Here is a 21,126-nt window from a genome sequence, read left to right on the forward strand (position 1 = left end):
CGGCGGATACACTGCACGGCGTGGAGCGTGGCAACACCAATGCGGGCGACGCCATGAAAAGTGACACGTTGGGCCCGGTCGCGCGAACCCTGCAGCTGCTCCAGGCGCTGGCCGAAGCCGCGGAACCGCTCTCGCTCACGCAGCTGGCGACACAGCTCGACCTGCCCTCGAGCACAGTCCACCGCCTGCTGAAGCTCCTGCGGGAGCGAGGATTCGTGGAAGCCGATCCGGAGAGCAGGCGTTACCGCGTCGGCTGGGAATTCTTCCGGGTCGGCGCGCTGGTGGCCGCACGCCAGCCGTTGAACGAAATGGCGCGGCCGGTACTGGCGGAGCTCACGGCGAAGTGCAACGAGAACAGCCAGCTGGGGATCTACCGTCCCGACGAACGGTGCATGATGTTCGTGGAGCAGGCCCGCTCCACACACCATCTGTCCTTCTCCATCCCGATGTATAGCCCGCAGCCGCTGCTGTGGGGCTGCTCGGGACGGGTGATCGTGGCGCACCTCGCGGATCCGGTCGTGCGGGAGCTGCTCGAGCAGGCAGGACCGGCGCCGGCCAGCGGAGCGCCGCCGCCCGATCCGGATCAGTACTTGACCGAGCTGCGCCGCATCCGGGCCGAGGGCTGGGACACCACGAACGCGGAGAAGATCGCGAACTCGGTCGGTTTCGCCGCGCCCGTGTTCAACGCCAACACGGTCGTGGGCAGCATCAGCATCACCATTCCCACGCTGCGATACCACTCCTACCAACAGGCTCAATATGCCGAGCTGGTCATGGACGCCGCCCGCTCGCTGTCCCACTCGCTCGGGTACCTGCCCACGTCCGCCTGAGCCGAGTCGACACGCATCAGCTCAGGCAGGTGACCCCTGAGCAGTGCTCGACGCGCGGCGGCGCAGCGATGCCGTCCGGGACAGCGCCCTGGTAGGACAAGGCGTAGTCCGGTCGTCTCAACAGCCGGATCGGTCCTGTTGCCGGTGGGACCATCGCTGCTGGCCAGCGGGATCGACCCCGACTATGCCGAATCGGTGCGACCACCTGGCGACTCCCATGCCGTGACCGCTTCGCGGACCAGTTCGGCGGGATCCTTCGTCGCATCGACAATGACGCCGAGTTCGTCACAAGCCAATGGCTGCAATGCCGCCAGTTGCGAATCGAGCAGCGTCGATGGCATGAAATGGCCGCGGCGCTCATCCATCCGCCGGGCCAGTTCCGCACGCGATGCGGCCAGATGGACGAAGAACGCCCCCGGCGCAGCCGCGCGCAGCCGATCGCGGTAACTGCGCTCGAGCGCCGAGCAGCTCACCACGCCGCCGCACTGCTGCCGCTCCCCCAGCCAGGCCGCCACGATATCGAGCCACGGCGCGCGATCGGAATTCGTCAGCGGCACCCCGGCCGCCATCTTCGCGATATTGGCGGCCGGATGGAAGTCGTCACCCTCGGCGTATTCGATGTGCAGCGTCTCGGCCAACAGCGCACCGACCGTGGACTTTCCACATCCGGAGACACCCATCACGACGATGACCGGCGCTGCCGACAGTTCCGGCCCACCCGTCACCCGGCCACCACCCTCATCGAATCGCTAGGCGATGCTGCCCTCATTGGACCTCCGCACTCATTCGGCCGAGCACCCGCCGCCGACTCCTCGGGCTTTCGACCCTAGCGGTAGGCAGCAAACGCGCGGCACGCACGATAGTGCCGCGTCCATACAGCTTCCGAGGTAACTGAGATCCGTCGAGCGCAGTCGTATGGGGTGCGGCGGGGCGTGTCGTGCCGCGTTTCGACTGCGCTCGGCGAGTGAGCCGGACCCGATAGCGCGGCAACCGATCTGGACGGGGCGCTAAGACGCCACGAGGACAAAGGTTTTCGCGGCCTTGTCGTGCCAGCCCTGACGGGCGAGCTTGTCGAAGTAGGGCGATAACGCACACAGCACGCCCCAGACGCCGCACACCACACTCGGCAGCACGAGGGCGGCCCAGCGGGCGCATGCGGCAGCACCGCCGATGCCCTCCCCCGGCGCGGCAGCGGTATCGGCACGCACGACACGGATGCCGAGCGCCTTCTTGCCGAAGGTCGCGCCCTGGGTCGCGGTCAGACCGACCTCGTAGGCAATGTTGGCGATCAAACCGAGCAGCACGACGAGCAAAGCGGTGCCAACGCCGAGTCCGGATTCGGTCTCGGCGGCGAATTCGCTCGATGAGTCCGCGCTCACGATGACGACCGCGGCGACGATGGCGATCGGAATGCCGACGATGACGGTGTCGATGAGCCGGGCGCCCAGCCGGGACCCCATGCCCGCGAGCCGATATCGACCGGAGGGAATGGTGAGGTAAGCGGTGCCGGGCGTGCTCAAAGATTCCCCTTCGGTGTGATTGGTGGCGATCCGGGCCTACGGCGGGAACGGGAGTCTGCCCGCCGAACTCCCCTCCACATGGCCCGGCCGACATGATTCCCATTCCCGCTCGCCATTCCGGACCTCGATTTCCGAATGGTTCGCCGGAGCGAACCGACGACCGAACGCTATGCGTCAACCCGGGCACGCAGCTACCGATCAGCTCGCCGAGTGGCGCATATGCGCAGTTCACGGGCTCACAGCGGAATTCCGGACCGGAATGCCGGTATGTCAGACCAGCCCGGTTGCGGTAACTTGATGCCTCGGAACAGGCGGGGAGGGGAATTCGGTGACGGTCAGGGCGCTGGTCGCGGCTGGGCTCATCGTTTTGGCCGTGCCCGGCACCGCGCGGGCCGAGGACCCGGTCGACATCTTGCAGGCGGGCGCCGACGCCGCCGTCGCGACCGGATTGCCGGGCGTCATCGGATTGGTCCGCAGTGGTTCCGAAACGCACTACGTGCACGCCGGCTACGGCGAGCTGTCCACCCGAACCCCCGCCGACCCGGCCGCGCAGTTGCGCATCGGCAGCTTCACGAAAGCATTTGTGGCAGTGGTGCTGCTGCAGCTGGAAGCCGAACATCGACTCTCCCTCGACGACCCCATCGACCGATGGATTCCCGGCGCGGTGCCCGACAGCGCGGGCATCACCGTCCGCCAACTGCTCAACCACACCTCGGGGCTGCCGGAGTACGCCGACGATCCCCGGATCTCGCTGCCCTACTTCGCCGGGTTCGATCCGCCACAGGCTCACTCGCCGCAGTCACTTGTCGATATCGCAATGCAGCGGGGCCGGGCCGCAGCACCGGGCGAGCGGTACTCCTACGCCAATACCAACTATGTCGTCGCTGGCATGGTCATCACCGCCGTCACCGGCAGACACCCGGCCGATGAAGTGCGCGAACGCATTATCGAACCACTTCAGTTGCGCGACACCACCTTTCCCGTCACCGACCCGAATCTGCACGGCAACTATCTGCACGGCTACGCCTGGCAACGCGATATCTCGGTCGCCGACCCACAGATCTACGGTGCGGCGGCCGCGATGGTCTCCACCCTCGACGATTTCGCCACCTTCGCCCGCGCCCTGTTCTCCGGCCGCCTGCTGCCACCTGCACAGCAGGCCGAACTCACCACGACCGTGCCGACAGAGCACAGCGGCAACGACTACGGACTCGGCATCATGCACGCGCAGGCACCCTGCGGTCCGGCCTGGGCCTATACCGGCCGGGTACTCGGCTACGACAACCTGATCATCGCCAGCGAGGACGGCAGCCGCATCGTGCTGCTCACCAGAAACGAATTCCACCTGCTCGCCGACGACGCACGCGACGAAATACTCGGCGGCGCCGCCGTGCGAGCCTTCTGCGCACTCTGATCAGCAGGGTGGTCGATAGGCGATCCGCGGCACATGTACCTGCCACACCGCACGGGTCAGCACCGCGCGGCCGACATCGCAGATGCGCGCGATCGCGTGCTGTGGATCCAGGTCCCACATGCTCATCACGCCATTGCCGGTGCCGACCAGATAGCGGCCCGACAGATCGAAGGCCAGCTGCCAAGTCGTCGTGCTCGGCACGGTGATGGAGTGGCCGAGCGGTTTCGGATGTCCGCGGTCGGTGAAATCCCACAGGCGCACCGTCGAATCCGCGCTCGAGGTCGCCATTGTCCTGCCGTCCGGACTGAAGTCGACCGATAGCACGTTCAAACCGTGCGTGGCGATGGGCTCGCCGAGTTTGCGCACCTCGGCGGGCTCGGAGATATCCCAGACCTGCAGGGTGTCGGCCGCGAGGCTGACCAGGGTCCGACCGTCCGGTGTGATGCCGATCCAGCCGAATGGTTTGGCCGATTCGCTCGGAATCTCGCTGACCACCCGCGGTTCGGCCGGATTCGACAGATCCCAGAGCCGGATGACGTAGCGGTCCCGGCCGGAATCCGTCCGATCCGACGACATGGAGGCCATCAGCTCGTCACGAGCGCCGTACATGGCGAATGCGCCCCCACTGCCGGCGGCCAGCGGCATGCGGCGCCCGAGTGGGACCGGATGGGCACGGTCGGCCAGGTCCCACACCTGGAACGACCAGGTGGCGTCGTCGGCAATGGTCCAAAGGTAGCGGCCCCCCGGACTGACCATCCCGGCGAAGACGCCGGGAAGTTCCGCGACAGTCCGCGGGTGCGCGGCATCGGTGACGTCGTGCAGCAGGACCCGGGGCGGAGTTCCGACCGTCGAGGCGACTGTGCGCCCGTCGCGGCTCATAGCGGCTCCGGCCGCGTACAGCTCGGAGGGCCCGGGCCCGAGGTCGGCGAGTGTGCTCAGCTTGGTGCGATCACGCGCATCCCACAGCACGACCCGGCCGTTGATCGCGCCGGTCACCATGGTGCCCTCGGCGCTGAACACGGGCGGCAGCGGCAACCACCCGAGCCGACCGCCGAGGACAGCCGGTGCCAGCGACCAGAGCCGGACCAGGCCCAGCGCACCCGCGGCCGCGATGGTGTGCCCGTCCGCACTGAAGGCCAGCGAATTCTGCGCGTCCTGACAGACCACCATGGAACTGACCTCGGGGCACGGCGACGACGACGCCAGCAGCGGTTCACCCAGCGGCCTCGCAACAGCGCGGTCGGCGATATTCCAGACCGTCACGCCGTTGCGATTGCCTGTCGCCAGGGTGTCGCCGTCCGGGCTGAATGCGAGCGAGCGCACCGCCGATTTGGTGGCCGCGAGCAGCGAACTGCGAAAGACCGGCCGGACCGGATCGGCGATATCCCACAGTCCGACCGTGGCGTCGCCGACGTTCTCCGCATACGGCGAATCGCCACCGCTACCGACCGCGAGGGTGGCGCCGTCCGGGCCGACCGCCACCGCTCGCACCGGCCGCGCCGGAATCGGAATCGGCGCACCGAGCGGTGTCGGCGCGTCCCCAATGGTCACCAGTTGGATGGCGTCGTCGTCGGCGATGGCGAGCCAGGACCCCTTGGGATGGAATGCCATCGATCGAATCGGCTGTGGAATAGACAGTGGCGCACCGATTTTCGTCGGAGCCGCCGGATTCTGCAGGTTCCACAGCGTCACGGTGTGATTGCTATCGGCCGCCGCCAGGATCCGCCCCACCGGGGCGAAAGCCGCCTGGGTGACGCCGTCGCCGATCCGCCCCGGCGCCTGGACCGGATGCCGCGGGTCTTCGAGAACCCACAGCTGTAATGCGTTGCCGCAGGCCGCCGCGAGGAGCTTTCCATCCGGGCTGAATGTCACCGAGGTCGCCGCGCCGTCGCAAGTCAGCGGCGCCCCCATCGGCTGCGGCCGCGCGCGGTCGGCGAGATCCCAGAGTCGGACGGTACCGTCCGCGCCCGCCGAGGCCAGCAGCGCGCCGCTCGGCTGATACGCGACTTGGTCGACCGCGCCCACATGACCAGGCAGCGGCGTTGCCAACGGCAGGTTCTGCGTGCTCAGCAGCCGCGAATTCACCTCCGGGTCATCGGGTTTGAGACGATGGGCGACAAGGGCGAGCTGCGCCGATAACGTGGGATCGGTGCTGCGCAGACTCTCGGACTCGGTCAGCAGCGCCGACAGCAGGGCATTGTCCTGCTGTTCGTCCTTCAACCTCACCTGGCCGTAGGCGGCGATACCCAGCACCAGCACGCCGACGCCGAGCAGTGCCAGCACCGTGCGGGTCGCGGCCGCCCAGCGTCGCGATGTGGTGCGGGAAGTCTGTGCGGCGGTGAGGAATTCGGTTACGGTCTCGGTGGCCGGATGCCGGTCCGCGGCTTCCTGTGCCGTCGCCAGCCGGGTGCCGCGATACAGCAACGCCGGATCCCGACTCGAGGAAACCCAGTCCGCTGCATCGGCTTCCAGCCGTTGGCGCACCAGATAGCCGACGCGGTCCTCTTCGATCCAGGCCCGCAGGCGGGGCCAGGCCCGCAGCACGATTTCGTGGGTGAAGTAGGCGCTGTCGGCATCGGAGGTGACCAGCCTGGCGCGGACCAGCGTCTCCAGCACCGCGTCGGCGGCCTCGGAATCAACTGCCCGGGTGAGCAATTCGGCGCGGGCCGCGCGACGTCGGGTGTCGTGGCCATCGGGGCCGACGCTGATCAGGCTCAGCAGCAGCGGCTTCGCCTCGATCTGCTGGGCGACGGTGAGTTCGGCCCAGGCCTGTTCGGCGGTCGCGGCGACCGACCCCGTGACGCCGCCCGCCTTGCGGTATCCGGCCACGGTCAGGCGAAGTCGTTCCCGATGTTCCCAGGTCGCAGCCATGACATGGGAGAGCAGTGGCAGCGCACCGGGATCGTAGCTGCGCCGGTTCTGATGATCGCCGAGACCGCACAGTTCGGTGACCACCAACTCGACCGATCCGGGTTCGAGTTCGAGGCCCGCCGCGGCGGCCGGGCCGGTAATGGCCTCGGACAGTTCGCTCAGGCGCATCGGACCGAGTACGTAGCCGCGATTGTTCAGCACGTCCTCGAGGATCGGGTAGTCCAGGCATGGTGCGTAGAAGTCGGCGCGAACCGCCAAAACTACTGTCACCCAGCGCTTTTCATGGGGACCCGCGAGTGCCGCCAGCTCGGTCAGGAAATCCTCGCGTTCCTGCTCGTCCTGGCAGGCGGTGAACAGCTCTTCGAACTGGTCCACGATCAGCACACCGTATGTGCCGATCGCCCAGGTATCCCCCACTGCTTGCGCCAGCGCGGCCCGTGGTCGCGCGCCGGGGGTAAGAGTCGTGATCTGCCAATCCTTTTCGAGCTTACGGACCGCCGGGATCAAGCCCGCGTGCAGCAACGAGGATTTGCCCGCGCCCGATGCGCCGACGAGGGCGACAATGCCGCCACCGGTCGCCGCGTCGAGCGTGCTCAGCATCAACTCGGTGAATTCGGTGGTGGCCCGGCCGCGGCCGAAAAACCAGGCGGCGTCATCGGATTGATAGGCGGTCAGGCCCCGATAGGGGCAGACCGCACTGGCCGGATCGGTCTCCGGTTTCCAGGTGACGGCCGCATGCCACAGCCGCCGCCACTGCGGCAGATCCACCAGCACACGGTCCACCGGCGTGGCCGACTTCTTGCTCAGATCGATCAGCGTCAGCAGAATCGGCAGCAGCGTCTCGAACTGCGCGGGCACATTGCGGCCCGAGCGCCAGTCACTGATCCGTTGCAGCGATGCCGCACTTCCCTTGGCCGGTCCGCGCGTTGCCTTCATCCGCGCCTCGGCCGCGCTGGCCACCTGCCGCAACTTCGGATTGCCCGCGGCCTCGAACAGGCTCATCAGGCGCTGGGCGAATACCGTCCTCGGCGATGTCTTCCGTAGATCGGATTCCGATTCGACCGCGCCAACCACGGGCCAATGATAGGTGGCGCACGCACGGACCATCTACAAGATCAATTTCGGGCACCATGGTGGGCATGGAGCTACGCATCTTCACCGAACCACAGCAGGGTGCCAGTTACGACACGCTGCTCACCGTCGCCAGGGCCACCGAGGATCTGGGATTCGACGCGTTCTTCCGCTCAGACCACTATCTGGCCATGGGCGGCGCCGACGGCCTGCCCGGCCCGACCGACGCCTGGATCACGCTGGCCGGACTGGCCAGGGAGACCGAGCGCATCCGGCTCGGCACCCTGGTCACCGCCGCGACCTTCCGGCTGCCCGGACCGTTGGCCATCCAGGTCGCCCAGGTCGATCAAATGTCGGGCGGCCGAGTCGAACTCGGCCTCGGCAGCGGCTGGTTCGCCGATGAACACACCGCCTATGGCATCCCGTTCCCCGACGATAAATTCGCCAGGTTCGAAGAACAGCTCGCGATCATCACCGGACTGTGGGCGAGCAAGGTCGGCGATAAATTCACCTTCGACGGTCAGCATTACCGGCTCACCGACTCCCCCGCGCTGCCGAAGCCGGTGCAGGATCCGGTGCCGATCCTGATCGGTGGGCACGGCGGCACCCGTACCCCGCGCCTGGCGGCCACCTACGCGACCGAATTCAATATGCCCTTCGGCTCCGTCGAGGACAGCGCCCGCCAATTCGACCGCGTCCGCGCCGCCGTCGCGGCCCGCGGCCGCCGCCCCGACGATCTGATCTACTCCAATGCCCTGGTGGCCTGTGTCGGCGCCTCCGACGCCGAGGTGGCCCGCCGCGCCGCCGCCATCGGCCGCGAGGTCGACGAACTGAAGACCAACGGGCTCGCGGGCTCTCCTGCCGAAGTGGTCGACAAGATCGCCCGCTACGCCGAGATCGGCGCCTCCCGCATCTACCTCCAGATCCTCGACCTCGACGACCTGGCCCACCTGGAACTCATTGCGGCCGAGGTGATGTCGCAGCTATAGATCGTCCACCGTGGCAGATTCGGTGCGGGACAGGTTGATTCCCAGATTCGCGGCCGCCCGATCGATCTCATCGTCTTCGGCGTCGCGCATTTCGATCGCGGCGCCTTCGGCGGAGAGCACCTCGACATTGAGGCACAGTGACTGGAGTTCCTTGAGGAGCACCTTGAACGATTCCGGGATGCCCGGCTCCGGAATGTTCTCGCCCTTGACGATCGCCTCGTACACCTTGACGCGGCCAGCGATGTCGTCGGATTTGATGGTGAGCAGTTCCTGCAGCGTGTAGGCCGCGCCGTAGGCCTGCATGGCCCAGCACTCCATTTCACCGAAGCGCTGACCACCGAACTGTGCCTTACCACCGAGCGGTTGCTGGGTGATCATCGAGTACGGACCGGTCGAACGGGCGTGGATCTTGTCGTCGACCAGGTGGTGCAGCTTCAGGATGTACATGTAGCCCACCGCAACCGGGTACGGGAACGGCTCACCGGAACGGCCGTCGAACAGCGTCGCCTTCCCGTCCGCACCGACCATGACCTCGCCGTCGCGGTTGGGCAGCGTGCAACCGAGCAGACCGGTCAGTTCCTCTTCACGGGCACCGTCGAATACCGGTGTCGCGATATTGCTGTTCGCCGGGGCCGCCCACATCTCGTCGGGCAGTGACGCCGCCCACTCCGGTGTGCCCTGAATTTCCCAGCCCGCCTTGCCGATCCATCCGAGGTGGGTCTCCAAGATCTGGCCGATGTTCATCCGGCGCGGCACACCGTGGGTGTTCAGGATGATGTCCACCGGGGTGCCATCCGGCATGAACGGCATGTCCTCGGTCGGGAGGATCTTGCCGATAACACCCTTGTTGCCGTGGCGACCGGCGAGCTTATCGCCGTCCTGGATCTTGCGCTGTTGGGCCACGTACACGCGCACCAGCTCGTTGACGCCGGGAGGCAGATCGTCGTCGTCCTCGCGCGAGAACACCCGAATGCCGATGACTTTGCCCGATTGGCCGTGCGGCACTTTCAGCGAGGTGTCGCGCACCTCGCGCGCCTTCTCACCGAAGATCGCGCGCAGCAGCCGCTCCTCCGGCGTCAGCTCGGTCTCACCCTTCGGGGTGACCTTGCCGACCAGGATATCGCCATGGCGGACCTCGGCACCGACCCTGACAATGCCGCGCTCGTCGAGATCGGCGAGCACCTCGTCGGAGATATTGGGGATGTCTCGGGTGATCTCCTCCGCACCGAGTTTGGTATCGCGGGCGTCGGTTTCGTGCTCCTCGATGTGGATCGAGGTGAGCACATCTTCCTCGACGAGGCGCTGCGACAGGATGATCGCGTCCTCGTAGTTGTGGCCTTCCCACGGCATGATCGCCACGAGCAGGTTCTTGCCGAGGGCCATCTCACCGTTATCGGTACAGGGCCCGTCGGCAAGGACCTGACCGGCCGCCACGGCTTGCCCCTCATCGACGATCGGGCGCTGATTGACACAGTTGCCCTGATTCGAGCGGGCGAATTTACGCAACCGGTAGCTCTTGCGGCTGCCGTCATCGGCCATCACGGTGATGTAATCGGCCGAAACCTCCTCGACCACACCGGCTTTCGCGCTGACGACCACATCGCCCGCATCGACGGCCGCACGCAGCTCCATCCCGGTACCCACGATCGGGGACTCCGAACGGATCAGCGGAACGGCCTGACGCTGCATGTTCGCACCCATGAGGGCGCGGTTGGCGTCGTCGTGCTCGAGGAACGGAATCATCGCGGTCGCGACCGAAACCATCTGGCGCGGTGAGACATCCATGTAGTCGACCTCGTCCGGGGGGACGAATTCGATATCTTCGCCATGGCGTCGTGCCAGGATCTTGTCCTCCAGGAAATTCCCGTCCGCGTCGAGTTGCGAGTTGGCCTGTGCACGCACATACCGTTCCTCCTCATCGGCGGTCAGGTACTCGACCTCATCGGTGACCACGCCGTCGACCACCTTGCGGTACGGCGTCTCGATGAAACCGAACGGGTTGACCCGCGCGTATACCGAGAGATAGCCGATCAGGCCGATATTCGGGCCTTCCGGGGTCTCGATCGGGCACATCCGGCCGTAGTGGCTGTGGTGCACATCGCGCAGTTCGAGGCTGGCGCGCTCACGGGACAGACCACCCGGCCCCAGCGCCGAGAGACGACGCTTGTGCGTCAAGCCCGACAGCGGGTTGTTCTGGTCCATGAACTGCGACAGCTGCGAGGTTCCGAAGAACTCCCGGATCGCCGCGGTGACCGGGCGGATATTGATCAGGGTCTGCGGTGTGATCGCCTCGACGTCCTGGGTGGTCATCCGCTCGCGAACCACCCGCTCCATGCGCGAGAAGCCGACCCGGATCTGGTTCTGGATCAGCTCGCCGACGGCTCGCGTGCGCCGGTTGCCGAAATGGTCGATATCGTCGACCTCGACCGGAACCTCAACGCCGCCGGGCGCCGTCATGGTCTTATCGCCCGCGTGCAGGCGAACCAGGTACTCGATGATCGCGACCAGATCTTCCTCGGACAGCACCAGCGCCGTGCCGGAGTCGATGCCGAGCTTCTTGTTCATCTTGTAGCGACCGACGCGCGCCAGGTCGTAGCGCTTGTCCTTGAAGAACAGGTTCTCCAATAGCGCCTGTGCCGACTCCTTGGTCGGCGGCTCGCCCGGACGCAGCTTGCGGAAGATATCGAGCAGTGCGTCATCGGTGCCGACCGTATTGTCCTTCTCCAGGGTCGACATCATGATCTCGGAGAAGCCGAAACGCTGGGTGATCTGTTCGGTGCTCCAGCCGAGCGCCTTGAGGAAGACCGTCACGGGCTGGCGGCGCTTGCGGTCGATGCGCACACCGACGGTGTCGCGCTTGTCGACATCGAACTCCAGCCAAGCACCACGCGACGGGATGACCCGGACACTGTGCAGGTCCTTCTCGGTGCCCTTGTCGACGGAGTGGTCGAAGTACACACCCGGCGAACGCACCAGCTGCGACACCACGACGCGCTCGGTGCCGTTGATGATGAACGTGCCCTTTTCGGTCATCATCGGGAAATCACCCATGAAGACCGTCTGACTCTTGATCTCACCGGTGTTGTTGTTGATGAACTCAGCGGTCACGAACAACGGCGCCGCGTAGGTCATATCCTTGTCTTTGCACTCGTCGATGGAGGCCTTGACCTCCTCGAAACGAGGATCCGAGAAAGACAGGGACATCGACCCGGAGAAGTCCTCGATCGGCGAGAGCTCCTCGAGAATTTCCTCCAGTCCGCCGGTCGGGATCTGCTCGCCACGAGCGGCGGCGCTGGCCTTCCATTCGGGGTTACCGATCAACCATGCGAACGAATCGATTTGCACATCCAGCAGGCCGGGCACTTCGAGCGGTTCCCGGATCTTGGCGAAGGAAATCCGCTTCGGAGCGCCGGGCACACCGGCAACTACCTGGTCTTTGTCGGCGACCGTCCGGCTCGATACTGACAAGGTGCGTCCTTCCCCTCACGCGGATCGCGGCAACCCGCGGCCATCGCTTGTCCACTGACGAATTTCGCCCCGGATGCGTACCCGAACGAAACTCGCGCACCACACGAGGAAACACCACCCGCAACGGATGATGTTTACAACGATTGGTTCATGAGGTGGACGGGAGGCAACCAGCGCAACGTCCAAAATTACACTCGTACCCACTGAATGTCGAGTGTGAAATCAAGATTTCTCAGCCCATGACAAAACCCCGCCGAATTGCTTCCCGTTTATAGAATAACTCCGCCATCCCGTTCGAGTCAAGTCTCGCCACACATTTCCACCAATTCGAAAGCCCCACTGCCGGGCCGGGTTTCGAGTTCTGCTGGCCGGACGCAGGGCGCGACCGCCCCATGGTGTGTTCCGATGACGGTCCGGATCGCGGGTCAGCCGATGGGCCGGTTCGTCGGCAGGTTGATGAAGCCCCGGGTGTCCGGATCGAGTCGCAGGTATTGCGTTTCGAATTCGGTGGCGTTGAGCATCGGCCGAAAAGCCACGGCCTTCGGCGCGTTCGCGGCGAAGATGTCCACGCGCAGCCGGTGCTCGGGTGCCAGCACGGCCTGGGTCGGGATGACCGCGATATCCAGCGTGACCGGCTTTCCCGGCTCGACGGTCAGCAGGCTGTCCGGGGTGATCGGATTGACGGCTATTTCCGCAAGCCCATGCGGTCCGCGATGCCGTCGAGCAGGCAGGTCAGGGTCCATTGGACGGGATCGGTGCCGCCGGTGGTGGTGCGGGCGGCGAACCAGCGGGCGAAGGCGGGGTGGCGGCCCTCGGCGAGGATCGGCGCCAGGATGGGTTGCGCGGCGGCGGCCAGTTCATCGTCGGTGTGCAGGCCGGAACGGGTGCGCATGCGGTTCTCTTCGGCGAGTTGCAGTGCGGCGCCGATGAGGTGGCCGTCGACGGCGGCGGTGATCAGAGTCATATCGTCGGCCGAGATGGGCAGCGGCTCGAGTAGAGCGAAGCGGAAGTCGAAGTAGCGCAGCGCATTCGGCCCGAGCGGCGGGCGAGTGTGCACGAGTTCGCCGAACCAGAGGTGACGCTGGATCACCGACCAGGTGGCCAGCGCGAGCTCTTCGAGCGCCGTGCGCCACGGCCCCGTCGGCTTTGCGGGCAGTGGAATCTCACCGTAGACGGCATCGATCATCAGGTCGACCAGGCCATCCTTGCTGCCGACGTAGCGATACAGCGACATCGGCGTCGACGCACCGACCGCCGTGGCGATCCGGCGCATGGTCAGCGCGCGGGCGCCCTCGGCATCGGCCACCGTCAGCGCCGCGCGCAGGATGTTCGCCCGGCTCAATGTCGTGGTCGGTCGCCCCGGCGGTTCCGGCAGCGACCAGATCAACGGTCCGGGCGGTGACGACTCTTCGTTCATGCCACCTCCTTGCCGGGCATTCAACCATTCGTGTACAACGTACACATGATGTACAACGTACACGCACCTCGTGTTCTGATTGTCGGCGGTGGGCTGGTCGGGCTCTCGGCCGCACTGTTCCTGCGCCAGCAGGGCGTGGCAACAGTGCTGGTCGAGCGCAGGCCGACCACCTCACCGCAGCCCAAGGCCCGGCGCATCAATATCCGCACCATGGAGCTGTTCCGCCAGCTCGGCATTGCCGACGAAGTCCTGGACGCCGCCCGCGACCTCGCGGAGTACCAGCACTTCGCGGCCGGGCCGACGCTCGCGCAGGCCACCCGCATCCCCTTCACCCTGCCCGGCGGTGTCCCCGACTGGTCGACCATCACCCCGGCCACCGCCTGCCTGTGCGCCCAGGATCTGCTGGAGCCGGTGCTGCGCCGCATCGCCGTCGCCCGCGGCTGCGACGTGCGGTTCGGCGTCGAACTCTGCGACTTCGCAACCGAATCCGACGCCATCGTGGCCACGATCCGCGCCGCCGACGGCACGGCAGAACGGCTGCGCGCGGACTATCTGATCGCGGCCGACGGCGCGTCGAGCCCGATCCGCGAACGGCTCGGCATCCCGCGTGACGGTCGCGGCACGCTCGGACGGGCCGTCAATGTCTACTTTCGCGCCGATCTGTCGGAGCTGGTGCGCGGACGCGAATTCAACCTCTGTCAGATCGAGAACACCGACGCACCCGGGGCTTTCGCCTCGATCGATGGGTCACACCGGTGGATCTTCACCACCACTGATGGCATCGACCGTCCCGTCGACCAATGGCCGAGCGTATTGCGGACAGCCATCGGCGTTCCCGATATCGCCATCGATGTGCTGAGCGTATTGCCTTGGGAGCCGGGGATGTTCGTTGCCGAGCGCTACCGGGCGGACCGAATCTTCCTGGCCGGTGACGCCGCCCATGTCATGCCACCCTTCGCCGCCGCCGGTGCCAATACCGGCATCGAGGACGCACACAACCTCGCCTGGAAGCTGGCGGCCGTGCTGCGTGGCGAAGACCCGGCCTTGCTGGATACCTATCACGAGGAACGCCGCCCGGTCGGCTGGTATATCGCCGACCAGTCGAGCATCCGAACCGCCAACTTGCGCACCATGAATCGTGAATCCAGGGACGCCACACCGCTCGCCGACCCGATCGCGATGATCCTCGGCAATCGCTATCACGCGGGCGCGATCATCGATGACGGCAGCGCGAACACCATGACCCACCTCGATCTGACCGGCCAACCCGGCACCCGCGTACCCCATCACTGGCTGTCCGACGGTCGCTCCACGCTCGACCTCGTCGAAATGGCCTGCGTCCTGCTCATCGGACCCGATGGCACCGCCTGGAAGGCCGCCGCCGAGCAACTGCCGCTGGAAGTCCATGAGCTGGACCAGGATTGGACCGACACCGTTGGCCTCTCCGCTGGCGGCGCGCTCCTCGTGCGTCCCGATCAGATCATCGCCTGGCGCAGGCCGACCCTGCCCGACGATCCGGCCGCCGAGCTGACTACCGCCGTGGACCGGATATTCCGCCGAGGGTGACCGGCGGCCGGAACGGCTATTTCGGTGGCGTCCCGATCGTCTGGACTTGCTTTCCATCCCAATGGAATTGGACCGGCGTAATGGTGGCGTCCGGACAGGCATTGCAGCTGCCGGGCGTCTTGTAGGTCATGCCGACGGTGTCATCGGTCGTCCGGCCGGGATCCAATGCGGTGAACCCGTGACTGTCTCGCGTCGCCGTCCCGACGAAGTCACCCTTGTGGAACAGCAGCACCTGCTCCGGTGAGCTGCCCGTCGCACCCCGCACGGTGATGATCACGGCCGACAATGTGACGCAGGGATCGAATGTGCCGACGAAACTCGCCGGATCGGTGGACCACGGCGCCTTCGTGATCGGCTCCGCGGGCAGGGTCGCGATCGCGGACTGGATCACCGGTGCGGCCAGGTCCAGCCCGCATTTCGCCGTCGGCGCGGCAGTCGATGCGGTGGCGACCGCAGTGGTCGCGCCGGAGACGGTCGCGGGGCCGCTATCGCCCGATCCGCAGGCGGTCACACCGGCGAGTCCGGTACCGAGGGTGAGCAATACGAGCCGATAGGTCTGCATCCAGGGAAAGCCCTTCAGGTCCGACGGGTGTCTCGATCGCGCAGCGCACCCATCATCGCATCGTCGAATCCGGCGGCCCGCCCAGGCCGGGCTCCCATTGCTGGGGTCGCCGCGCCGCCGGTGAGTCGATAACGTCGGTACCCGACCGAGTCCTGATGAGGAGATCTGAATGGGTTCAACGATTTTCGCCGTGTTCCTACCGCTGGCCCTGGCGCTGGTGATGTTCGGACTCGGGTTGACCTTGACCGTCGACGACTTCGCGCGGGTGCTGCGCTATCCCAAGGCGGCGGTGATCGCGCTGGTGTGTCAGATGGTGGTGCTGCCCGCCATCTGCCTCGGCCTGGTCTACCTGTTCCGGCTCGAGGGTGCGCTGGCCGTGGGAGTGATGTTGCTCGTCGCATCCCCCGGCGGTCCGTCGGCGAATCTGTTCAGCCATATCGCCGGCGGCAATGTGGCATTGAATATCACGCTGACCGCGATCAATTCGATTCTCGCGGTCTTCACCCTGCCGCTGGTGGTCACGCTGGCCTTCACCCTGTTCATGGCCGACGATGCCACGATCGGGCTGCGGCCGGACAAGTTCATCCAGGTCTTCGCGATCGTGCTGGTCCCGGTCGCGCTCGGGATGTGGGTGCATCGCCGGTTCACCGCATGGGCGGACCGGATGCGCAAGAACGTCAAGATCGTCTCGGCGGTGGTGCTCGCTCTGGTCGTGGTGGCGGCGGTCGGGCGCGAATTCCACACGCTGACCCAGAACATCGGCAAACTCGCCACCCTCAGCCTGCTGCTCTCGACGCTGAGCTTCATCATCGGCTACACCGTGCCGCGGGTATTCCAGGTGCAGGCCGATCAGGCGATCGCCTCGGCGATGGAGATCGGCATCCACAACGGCGCCTTGGCCATCGCGGTCGCCTCGAGCGTGCTGCACAATTCGCAGATGGCGGTGCCGCCCGCGGTGTACGGGGTGCTGATGAACATTCCGGCCGTCATCGCCGCGTATCTGCTGGCACGGCAGGTGCGGCGGGACGCTCCGGCGCCGGTTCCGGCCGCGCACGGCTAGATCGCGTGCCGGGGAACGTGGGGGCTGCCGCCGCTCGATAACTTGGTCGAGGCTCGGTGCATGCGGACACCGAGCACGGCCATGGGTAGCCTGTGCCTGTTCGACGTCATGTGAGAGGACCCCATTTCGCGATGCGACCGCTCGGCACAGACGATCCACCGCGGATCGGGGACTATCGACTGCTCGGCCTACTCGGCGCGGGCGGGATGGGGCGGGTGTACCTCGGGCGCAGCGCGGGTGGCCGCACGGTCGCGGTGAAGGTGATCCGGCCGGATCTGATCGGCGACGAGTACCGGGAGCGATTCCGGCGCGAGGTCACCGCGGCGCGGCGGGTCGGCGGCAAATTCACCGCACAGGTGCTCGACGCGGATGTGGACGCGACGCCGCCGTGGCTGGCGACCGGATATGTCGCCGGGTTCTCGTTGACCGACGCGGTCGAGCAGTTCGGCACATTCAGCGAGAAGACGCTGCTGGTGCTCGCACACGGACTGGCCGAGGCATTGATCGCCGTGCACGGTGCCGGAATCGTGCATCGCGATCTGAAACCGTCGAATGTGCTGTTGGCGGTGGACGGGCCCAAGGTGATCGACTTCGGCATCGCCAGGGCCGCCGAGGACAGCGCGCTCACGACCACCGGGAATGTCATCGGCTCACCGGGATTCATGTGTCCGGAACAGGTGGTGGGCCCGGCGATGGGACCCGAAGGCGATGTATTCGCACTCGGCGGCGTCCTCGTCTACGCGGCGACCGGGCAGGGGCCATTCGGCTCCGGCGAGACGGTGCAGATGCTGTATCGGGTGGTGTACGAGGAGCCGCGCTTGGCGGCGGTGCCGCAGCGATTGCGCCCGCTCGTCGCGGCATGTCTGAACAAGGACGTCGCCGCGCGTCCGACACCGCAGCAGCTATTGGATCAGCTGGCCGAACTCGGTGTGCCGGAACGCGGCGGCTGGCTGCCCGCGCCGGTGCTCGAGGAGGTGAGCAGGCGGGCGGTGGCGCTGCTCGATCTGGAGTCGGTCGAGATGCCGCAGGTCGGATTCGCACAACCCGCGCCGGATCCGTCACGGTCGGCGCCGATGCTGTCCCGACCTGTGCCGCAATCGAATTCGGGGCCGCACACACCGGCACCGCCGACGAATTCCGGACCCGTGCGGGCGGGGCAGGGCGCGGCCGCCGAAACGGTGGCTTGGCATGCCGGCCCGACGGGTGGATCGAATGTGTACGCGCCGTACCCTCCGGCCTACGACCGGTCCGGGCCGCGACCCGCCTACGCCGTCGGGCCGCAGCCGCCCGGCCAGCATCCGAATCACCCTGCTGCACAACCGAAGCGTCATGCTCGCCGTACCGCGCTGATCGTCGCCGCCGTTGTGGTCGGTGTCGTGGCCGCGGTCGGTGCCTTCGTCATCGGCACGCAGTTCAAAGGCAACTCCTCCGACTCCGCTACCGCGAATCGTTCCGCGACGGTCAGCACCACCTCCGATACGACCACCAGCGCGACCCCCTCGACCACGGAGGTCTCGAGCACACCAACTGCGGGCACATCGGTGCCGAAAGCGTTCGTCGGCAAATGGACCGGGACGGCCAGGGATGCGCTCGCCACCTTCGATATCGAGTTGACCATCCGTGACGGGAAGGTCGGCGAAGAGATCGCGAGCTCGTCGAATACCGGCCAGGCCTCGGGTAGTCGCTGTGAGCGCGCCGAACGACTGACCAATGCCTCCGATAGCGAGATCTCTTTCGTGGCGCGGCTGTCCGGCGGTGCGAGCGGCTGTATGGATGAAGGGTCGATCTCGAAGGTCGTCTTGCAATCGGACGGTTCGGTGAGCTACAGCTTCAGCGGCGGCTTCAGCGGGATCCTCGGAAATGTCACCGGGACCCTGCACAAGAGCTAGTGACCGACGGGATCGCCTTGGCGCGCCTTCCGACGCACCGGTCCGCGATCGATCATCCTGTGGACGACAAATTCTGCGTGAAGGGATCAGCTCATGCGCGTGGTAGCCGAGGTACTCGTCGGCCTGGTGGCATTGGTGCACATCTACATCCTGGTCATGGAGATGTTCCTGTGGACGACGCCGCGGGTGCGCGCGGCCTTCGGCAGCACCGCCGAATTCGCCGAGCAGACCAAGGTATTGGCCGCTAATCAGGGCCTCTACAACGGTTTCCTGGCGGCCGGGCTGATCTGGGGCATTATCGCGTCGGACCCGGTCGGATTCGCCGCGATGATCTTCTTCACCGCATGCGTTGTCATCGCCGGGATCTACGGTGCGGCGACCGCGAGCCGTCGAATCCTGTTCGTACAGGCTCTGCCCGGCGCGATCGCCCTGGTGGCTGTGCTGGTGGCGGGCAGTAACTAACGCTTGCCCAGTCGACGACGGGCGCGGGCGCGGTCGATCGCCGTTGTCCACGACAGTTTGGCGATGGCGCTCACCTCCCGGACGACGGCGCGCGGATCGGCGGTGAGCAGATCGGCGCCCTCGCGACCGAACATCGCGGTGACCTTGCGCCGCACGGCCGAACTCGCCTTGCTCATATGCCCGCTGTCGAAGGGCGGCTGCGGATCGTATTCGATCATCAACTGGATCGCTTCGGCCGCCTCCTTGCCCGCGATCTCCCCCGCCAGCCACAGGCCGAGATCGATACCGGCCGAGACGCCCGCGGCGGTCACGATCTTGCCGTCGCGCACGATCCGCTCCGCGCCGCGTGGCTGCGCGCCGAGCGCTTTCAACGCCGATAGCCCGAGCCAGTGCGATGTCGCCGGCTTGTCTTTCAGGATCCCGGCGGCGGCGAGGATCACCGAGCCGGTGCACACCGATGTGGTCCAGGTCGAGGTCTCGTGCACCTGCCGTAGCCAGGCGAGCAGTCGTTCGTCGGCGGCCGTGGTCGCCGTCGCCGGGCCCGAACCGCCGATGAGAACGATATCGGGAGATGGTGTCTCAGCGAAGGAGTGCGTAGCCCCGAGCACCAGGACGCCGCTGTCGGTGGTGATCGGACCCGGCTCGTGCCAGACGAATCGCAGCCTTGCGCCGGGCAGTAGTCGAAGCACCTCATAGGGCCCGATCACGTCGAGCGCGGTCATGCCCGGATAGACGACGATGGCGATCTGCATTGATCTTTCCCTCCCACGGCCGGCCCGCTGTCGAGCCTAGCGCGCCGCATCGGAGCCCCATCTCGACATCAGTGAGCGGGGACCGGGCAAGATCGATGTGCACCCCCGCTGGTGACCGACCGCAAGCGCAGATCGGAGGCACAAACATGGGGATCACAGGTGCTCGACGGGCCGTCGCCGCCGCATTGTTCGTGGTGGGCGTCGTCGCGGGCTGCGCCGACGGTTCCGAAGCCCAGCCCGATCGGGCGACGGCGGCGGTCACCAGTACCGCGCCTAGTACGCCATCGGGTGTACCGGATCTGGATGCGGGAGAGGAGATCGTCGGCGATATCGACGTGCCGTGGGGGCTGGCATTCCTGCCCGATGGTGACGCGCTGGTCGCGGAGCGGGATAGCGGGCGGATTCTGCGCGTGCGTCCCGGGCGCGCGCCGGAGCAGGTGTACGAGGTGCCCGGTGTCGTCGCGCGCGGCGAGGGTGGTCTGCTCGGGCTGGCGGTTGCCCGTGACTATGCCGAAACACGCTATGTCTATGCCTATTTCACCGCCGCCGACGACAACCGGATCGTGCGGTTGCGGCTCGACGGACAACCGGAGGTCATCTTCGACGGTATCGCGAAGGCCGATAAGCATGATGGCGGCCGGATCGCATTCGGACCCGACGGCATGCTCTACGTCGGAACCGGTGATGCGGGCGACGGCGGTAGATCGCAGGATCCGGCCAGCCCCAATGGCAAGATCCTGCGCCTGACACCCGATGGCGCTGCGGCACCGGGTAATCCGACACCCGGCTCACCGGTCTACAGCCTGGGCCACCGCAATGTGCAGGGTCTGGCCTGGGATTCCGCGGGCCGACTCTTTGCCGCCGAATTCGGCCAGGACGCCTTCGATGAAATCAATCTCATCGAACCGGGCCGCAACTACGGCTGGCCCGCCGTCGAGGGGATGGGCGGCGCGGATCGCGGATTCACCGACCCGCAGATCGTGTGGAAGCCCGCCGAAGCTTCACCGTCGGGCATCGCCATCTCCGGCGACACCCTCTACGTCGCGGCGCTGCGCGGCGAACGACTGTGGACGGTCCCCTTGCACGACGGCACACTCGGCACGCCGCAGGCGCGCATACCCGACCTCGGTCGCCTGCGCACGGTGGCGATCGCCCCCGATGGCGCCCTGTGGTTGACCACCTCCAACACGGACGGCCGCGGTGACGTCCGTGCCGGTGATGATCGCATCATCCGCTTCCCGGCCCGGTGAGCCGC

Annotated in this window: 16 protein-coding genes; 8 read left to right on the forward strand and 8 right to left on the reverse strand. The window is 66.6% G+C overall.

Features of this window, described 5'->3' with window-relative positions; all coding sequences use genetic code 11:
• The first annotated feature begins 68 nt into the window (after positions 1 to 68).
• A complete protein-coding gene (locus tag ACQP0C_RS26050) occupies positions 69 to 830 on the forward strand; it encodes an IclR family transcriptional regulator (protein WP_433723996.1) in 762 nt (253 codons plus the stop codon).
• A gap of 182 nt (positions 831 to 1,012) precedes the next feature.
• On the opposite strand, the gene ACQP0C_RS26055 is transcribed toward ACQP0C_RS26050, so the two are convergent.
• Both ACQP0C_RS26055 and ACQP0C_RS26060 read right to left on the reverse strand, forming a co-directional pair.
• Positions 1,013 to 1,537 (reverse strand): gluconokinase, encoded by a 525-nt coding sequence (locus ACQP0C_RS26055; RefSeq protein ID WP_433734658.1) that lies wholly within the window; start codon positions 1,535 to 1,537, stop codon positions 1,013 to 1,015.
• Positions 1,538 to 1,837: 300 nt separating this feature from the next.
• The gene (locus tag ACQP0C_RS26060) at positions 1,838 to 2,350 is read right to left on the reverse strand and encodes an RDD family protein (RefSeq protein WP_433723998.1); all 513 of its coding nucleotides are present in this window, start codon (positions 2,348 to 2,350) and stop codon (positions 1,838 to 1,840) included.
• A 328-nt stretch (positions 2,351 to 2,678) separates the two neighbouring features.
• On the opposite strand from ACQP0C_RS26060, the gene ACQP0C_RS26065 reads away from it, so the two are divergent.
• Positions 2,679 to 3,764, forward strand: coding sequence for a serine hydrolase domain-containing protein (locus ACQP0C_RS26065; RefSeq protein WP_433723999.1), 1,086 nt, complete (start codon positions 2,679 to 2,681; stop codon positions 3,762 to 3,764).
• Here ACQP0C_RS26065 and ACQP0C_RS26070 read toward each other — a convergent pair whose 3' ends face one another.
• On the reverse strand, positions 3,765 to 7,709 hold the full coding sequence (locus ACQP0C_RS26070; protein ID WP_433724001.1) for a hypothetical protein: 3,945 nt from the start codon (positions 7,707 to 7,709) through the stop codon (positions 3,765 to 3,767). It abuts the gene before it with no gap.
• A gap of 65 nt (positions 7,710 to 7,774) precedes the next feature.
• Here ACQP0C_RS26070 and ACQP0C_RS26075 point away from each other — a divergent pair, with 65 nt between their 5' ends.
• Positions 7,775 to 8,695 (forward strand): LLM class F420-dependent oxidoreductase, encoded by a 921-nt coding sequence (locus tag ACQP0C_RS26075; RefSeq protein WP_433724003.1) that lies wholly within the window; start codon positions 7,775 to 7,777, stop codon positions 8,693 to 8,695.
• Here ACQP0C_RS26075 and ACQP0C_RS26080 read toward each other — a convergent pair.
• The 3 genes from ACQP0C_RS26080 to ACQP0C_RS26090 all read right to left on the reverse strand — a co-directional run bounded on the left by ACQP0C_RS26080 (position 8,690) and on the right by ACQP0C_RS26090 (position 13,580).
• Positions 8,690 to 12,163 carry a DNA-directed RNA polymerase subunit beta gene (locus tag ACQP0C_RS26080; protein WP_433724005.1) on the reverse strand — a complete coding sequence of 1,158 codons (3,474 nt, stop codon included), beginning with the start codon at positions 12,161 to 12,163 and terminating at the stop codon, positions 8,690 to 8,692. The two genes, ACQP0C_RS26075 and ACQP0C_RS26080, sit on opposite strands and share 6 nt — an antisense overlap.
• 425 nt (positions 12,164 to 12,588) lie before the next feature.
• Complete coding sequence (locus ACQP0C_RS26085; protein WP_433724007.1) at positions 12,589 to 12,906, reverse strand: CocE/NonD family hydrolase C-terminal non-catalytic domain-containing protein; 318 nt, start codon at positions 12,904 to 12,906, stop codon at positions 12,589 to 12,591.
• Entirely contained in the window at positions 12,849 to 13,580 is a 732-nt protein-coding gene (locus ACQP0C_RS26090) for a TetR/AcrR family transcriptional regulator (protein WP_433724009.1), read from the reverse strand. The genes ACQP0C_RS26085 and ACQP0C_RS26090 overlap by 58 nt, the downstream gene beginning before the upstream one ends.
• A 45-nt stretch (positions 13,581 to 13,625) precedes the next feature.
• Here ACQP0C_RS26090 and ACQP0C_RS26095 point away from each other — a divergent pair, with 45 nt between their 5' ends.
• Entirely contained in the window at positions 13,626 to 15,146 is a 1,521-nt protein-coding gene (locus tag ACQP0C_RS26095) for an FAD-dependent monooxygenase (protein ID WP_433724010.1), read from the forward strand.
• A 16-nt stretch (positions 15,147 to 15,162) separates the two neighbouring features.
• Here ACQP0C_RS26095 and ACQP0C_RS26100 read toward each other — a convergent pair whose 3' ends face one another.
• Positions 15,163 to 15,708, reverse strand: coding sequence for an LppP/LprE family lipoprotein (locus ACQP0C_RS26100; protein WP_433724012.1), 546 nt, complete (start codon positions 15,706 to 15,708; stop codon positions 15,163 to 15,165).
• 169 nt (positions 15,709 to 15,877) lie between these two features.
• On the opposite strand from ACQP0C_RS26100, the gene ACQP0C_RS26105 reads away from it, so the two are divergent.
• From ACQP0C_RS26105 to ACQP0C_RS26115, 3 genes are all read left to right on the forward strand, one after another.
• A complete protein-coding gene (locus tag ACQP0C_RS26105; protein ID WP_433724014.1) occupies positions 15,878 to 16,768 on the forward strand; it encodes a bile acid:sodium symporter family protein in 891 nt (296 codons plus the stop codon).
• 131 nt (positions 16,769 to 16,899) lie between these two features.
• Positions 16,900 to 18,657 carry a protein kinase domain-containing protein gene (locus tag ACQP0C_RS26110; RefSeq protein ID WP_433724016.1) on the forward strand — a complete coding sequence of 586 codons (1,758 nt, stop codon included), beginning with the start codon at positions 16,900 to 16,902 and terminating at the stop codon, positions 18,655 to 18,657.
• A 93-nt stretch (positions 18,658 to 18,750) separates the two neighbouring features.
• Positions 18,751 to 19,119: a DUF1304 domain-containing protein gene (locus ACQP0C_RS26115; protein WP_433724018.1), complete on the forward strand. Its 369-nt coding sequence runs from the start codon at positions 18,751 to 18,753 to the stop codon at positions 19,117 to 19,119.
• Here the strand turns inward: ACQP0C_RS26115 and ACQP0C_RS26120 are convergent.
• Positions 19,116 to 19,871, reverse strand: a complete 756-nt coding sequence (locus ACQP0C_RS26120; protein WP_433724020.1) for a DJ-1/PfpI family protein — start codon at positions 19,869 to 19,871, stop codon at positions 19,116 to 19,118. The two genes, ACQP0C_RS26115 and ACQP0C_RS26120, sit on opposite strands and share 4 nt — an antisense overlap.
• A 146-nt stretch (positions 19,872 to 20,017) precedes the next feature.
• On the opposite strand from ACQP0C_RS26120, the gene ACQP0C_RS26125 reads away from it, so the two are divergent.
• Positions 20,018 to 21,121: a PQQ-dependent sugar dehydrogenase gene (locus ACQP0C_RS26125; protein WP_433724022.1), complete on the forward strand. Its 1,104-nt coding sequence runs from the start codon at positions 20,018 to 20,020 to the stop codon at positions 21,119 to 21,121.
• Positions 21,122 to 21,126: the final 5 nt, after the last annotated feature.

This window comes from Nocardia sp. CA-129566 (genome assembly GCF_050956075.1).
Classification (GTDB): Bacteria; Actinomycetota; Actinomycetes; order Mycobacteriales; family Mycobacteriaceae; genus Nocardia.

Coding starts and splice junctions, on each gene's coding strand:
- ACQP0C_RS26075 (WP_433724003.1), top strand. CDS start 7,775: ATGGAGCTACGCATCTTCACCGAACCACAGCAGGGTGCCAGTTACGAC.
- ACQP0C_RS26085 (WP_433724007.1), bottom strand. CDS start 12,906: ATGGACCCTGACCTGCCTGCTCGACGGCATCGCGGACCGCATGGGCTT.
- ACQP0C_RS26090 (WP_433724009.1), bottom strand. CDS start 13,580: ATGAACGAAGAGTCGTCACCGCCCGGACCGTTGATCTGGTCGCTGCCG.
- ACQP0C_RS26095 (WP_433724010.1), top strand. CDS start 13,626: ATGATGTACAACGTACACGCACCTCGTGTTCTGATTGTCGGCGGTGGG.
- ACQP0C_RS26100 (WP_433724012.1), bottom strand. CDS start 15,708: ATGCAGACCTATCGGCTCGTATTGCTCACCCTCGGTACCGGACTCGCC.
- ACQP0C_RS26105 (WP_433724014.1), top strand. CDS start 15,878: ATGGGTTCAACGATTTTCGCCGTGTTCCTACCGCTGGCCCTGGCGCTG.
- ACQP0C_RS26110 (WP_433724016.1), top strand. CDS start 16,900: ATGCGACCGCTCGGCACAGACGATCCACCGCGGATCGGGGACTATCGA.
- ACQP0C_RS26115 (WP_433724018.1), top strand. CDS start 18,751: ATGCGCGTGGTAGCCGAGGTACTCGTCGGCCTGGTGGCATTGGTGCAC.
- ACQP0C_RS26120 (WP_433724020.1), bottom strand. CDS start 19,871: ATGCAGATCGCCATCGTCGTCTATCCGGGCATGACCGCGCTCGACGTG.
- ACQP0C_RS26125 (WP_433724022.1), top strand. CDS start 20,018: ATGGGGATCACAGGTGCTCGACGGGCCGTCGCCGCCGCATTGTTCGTG.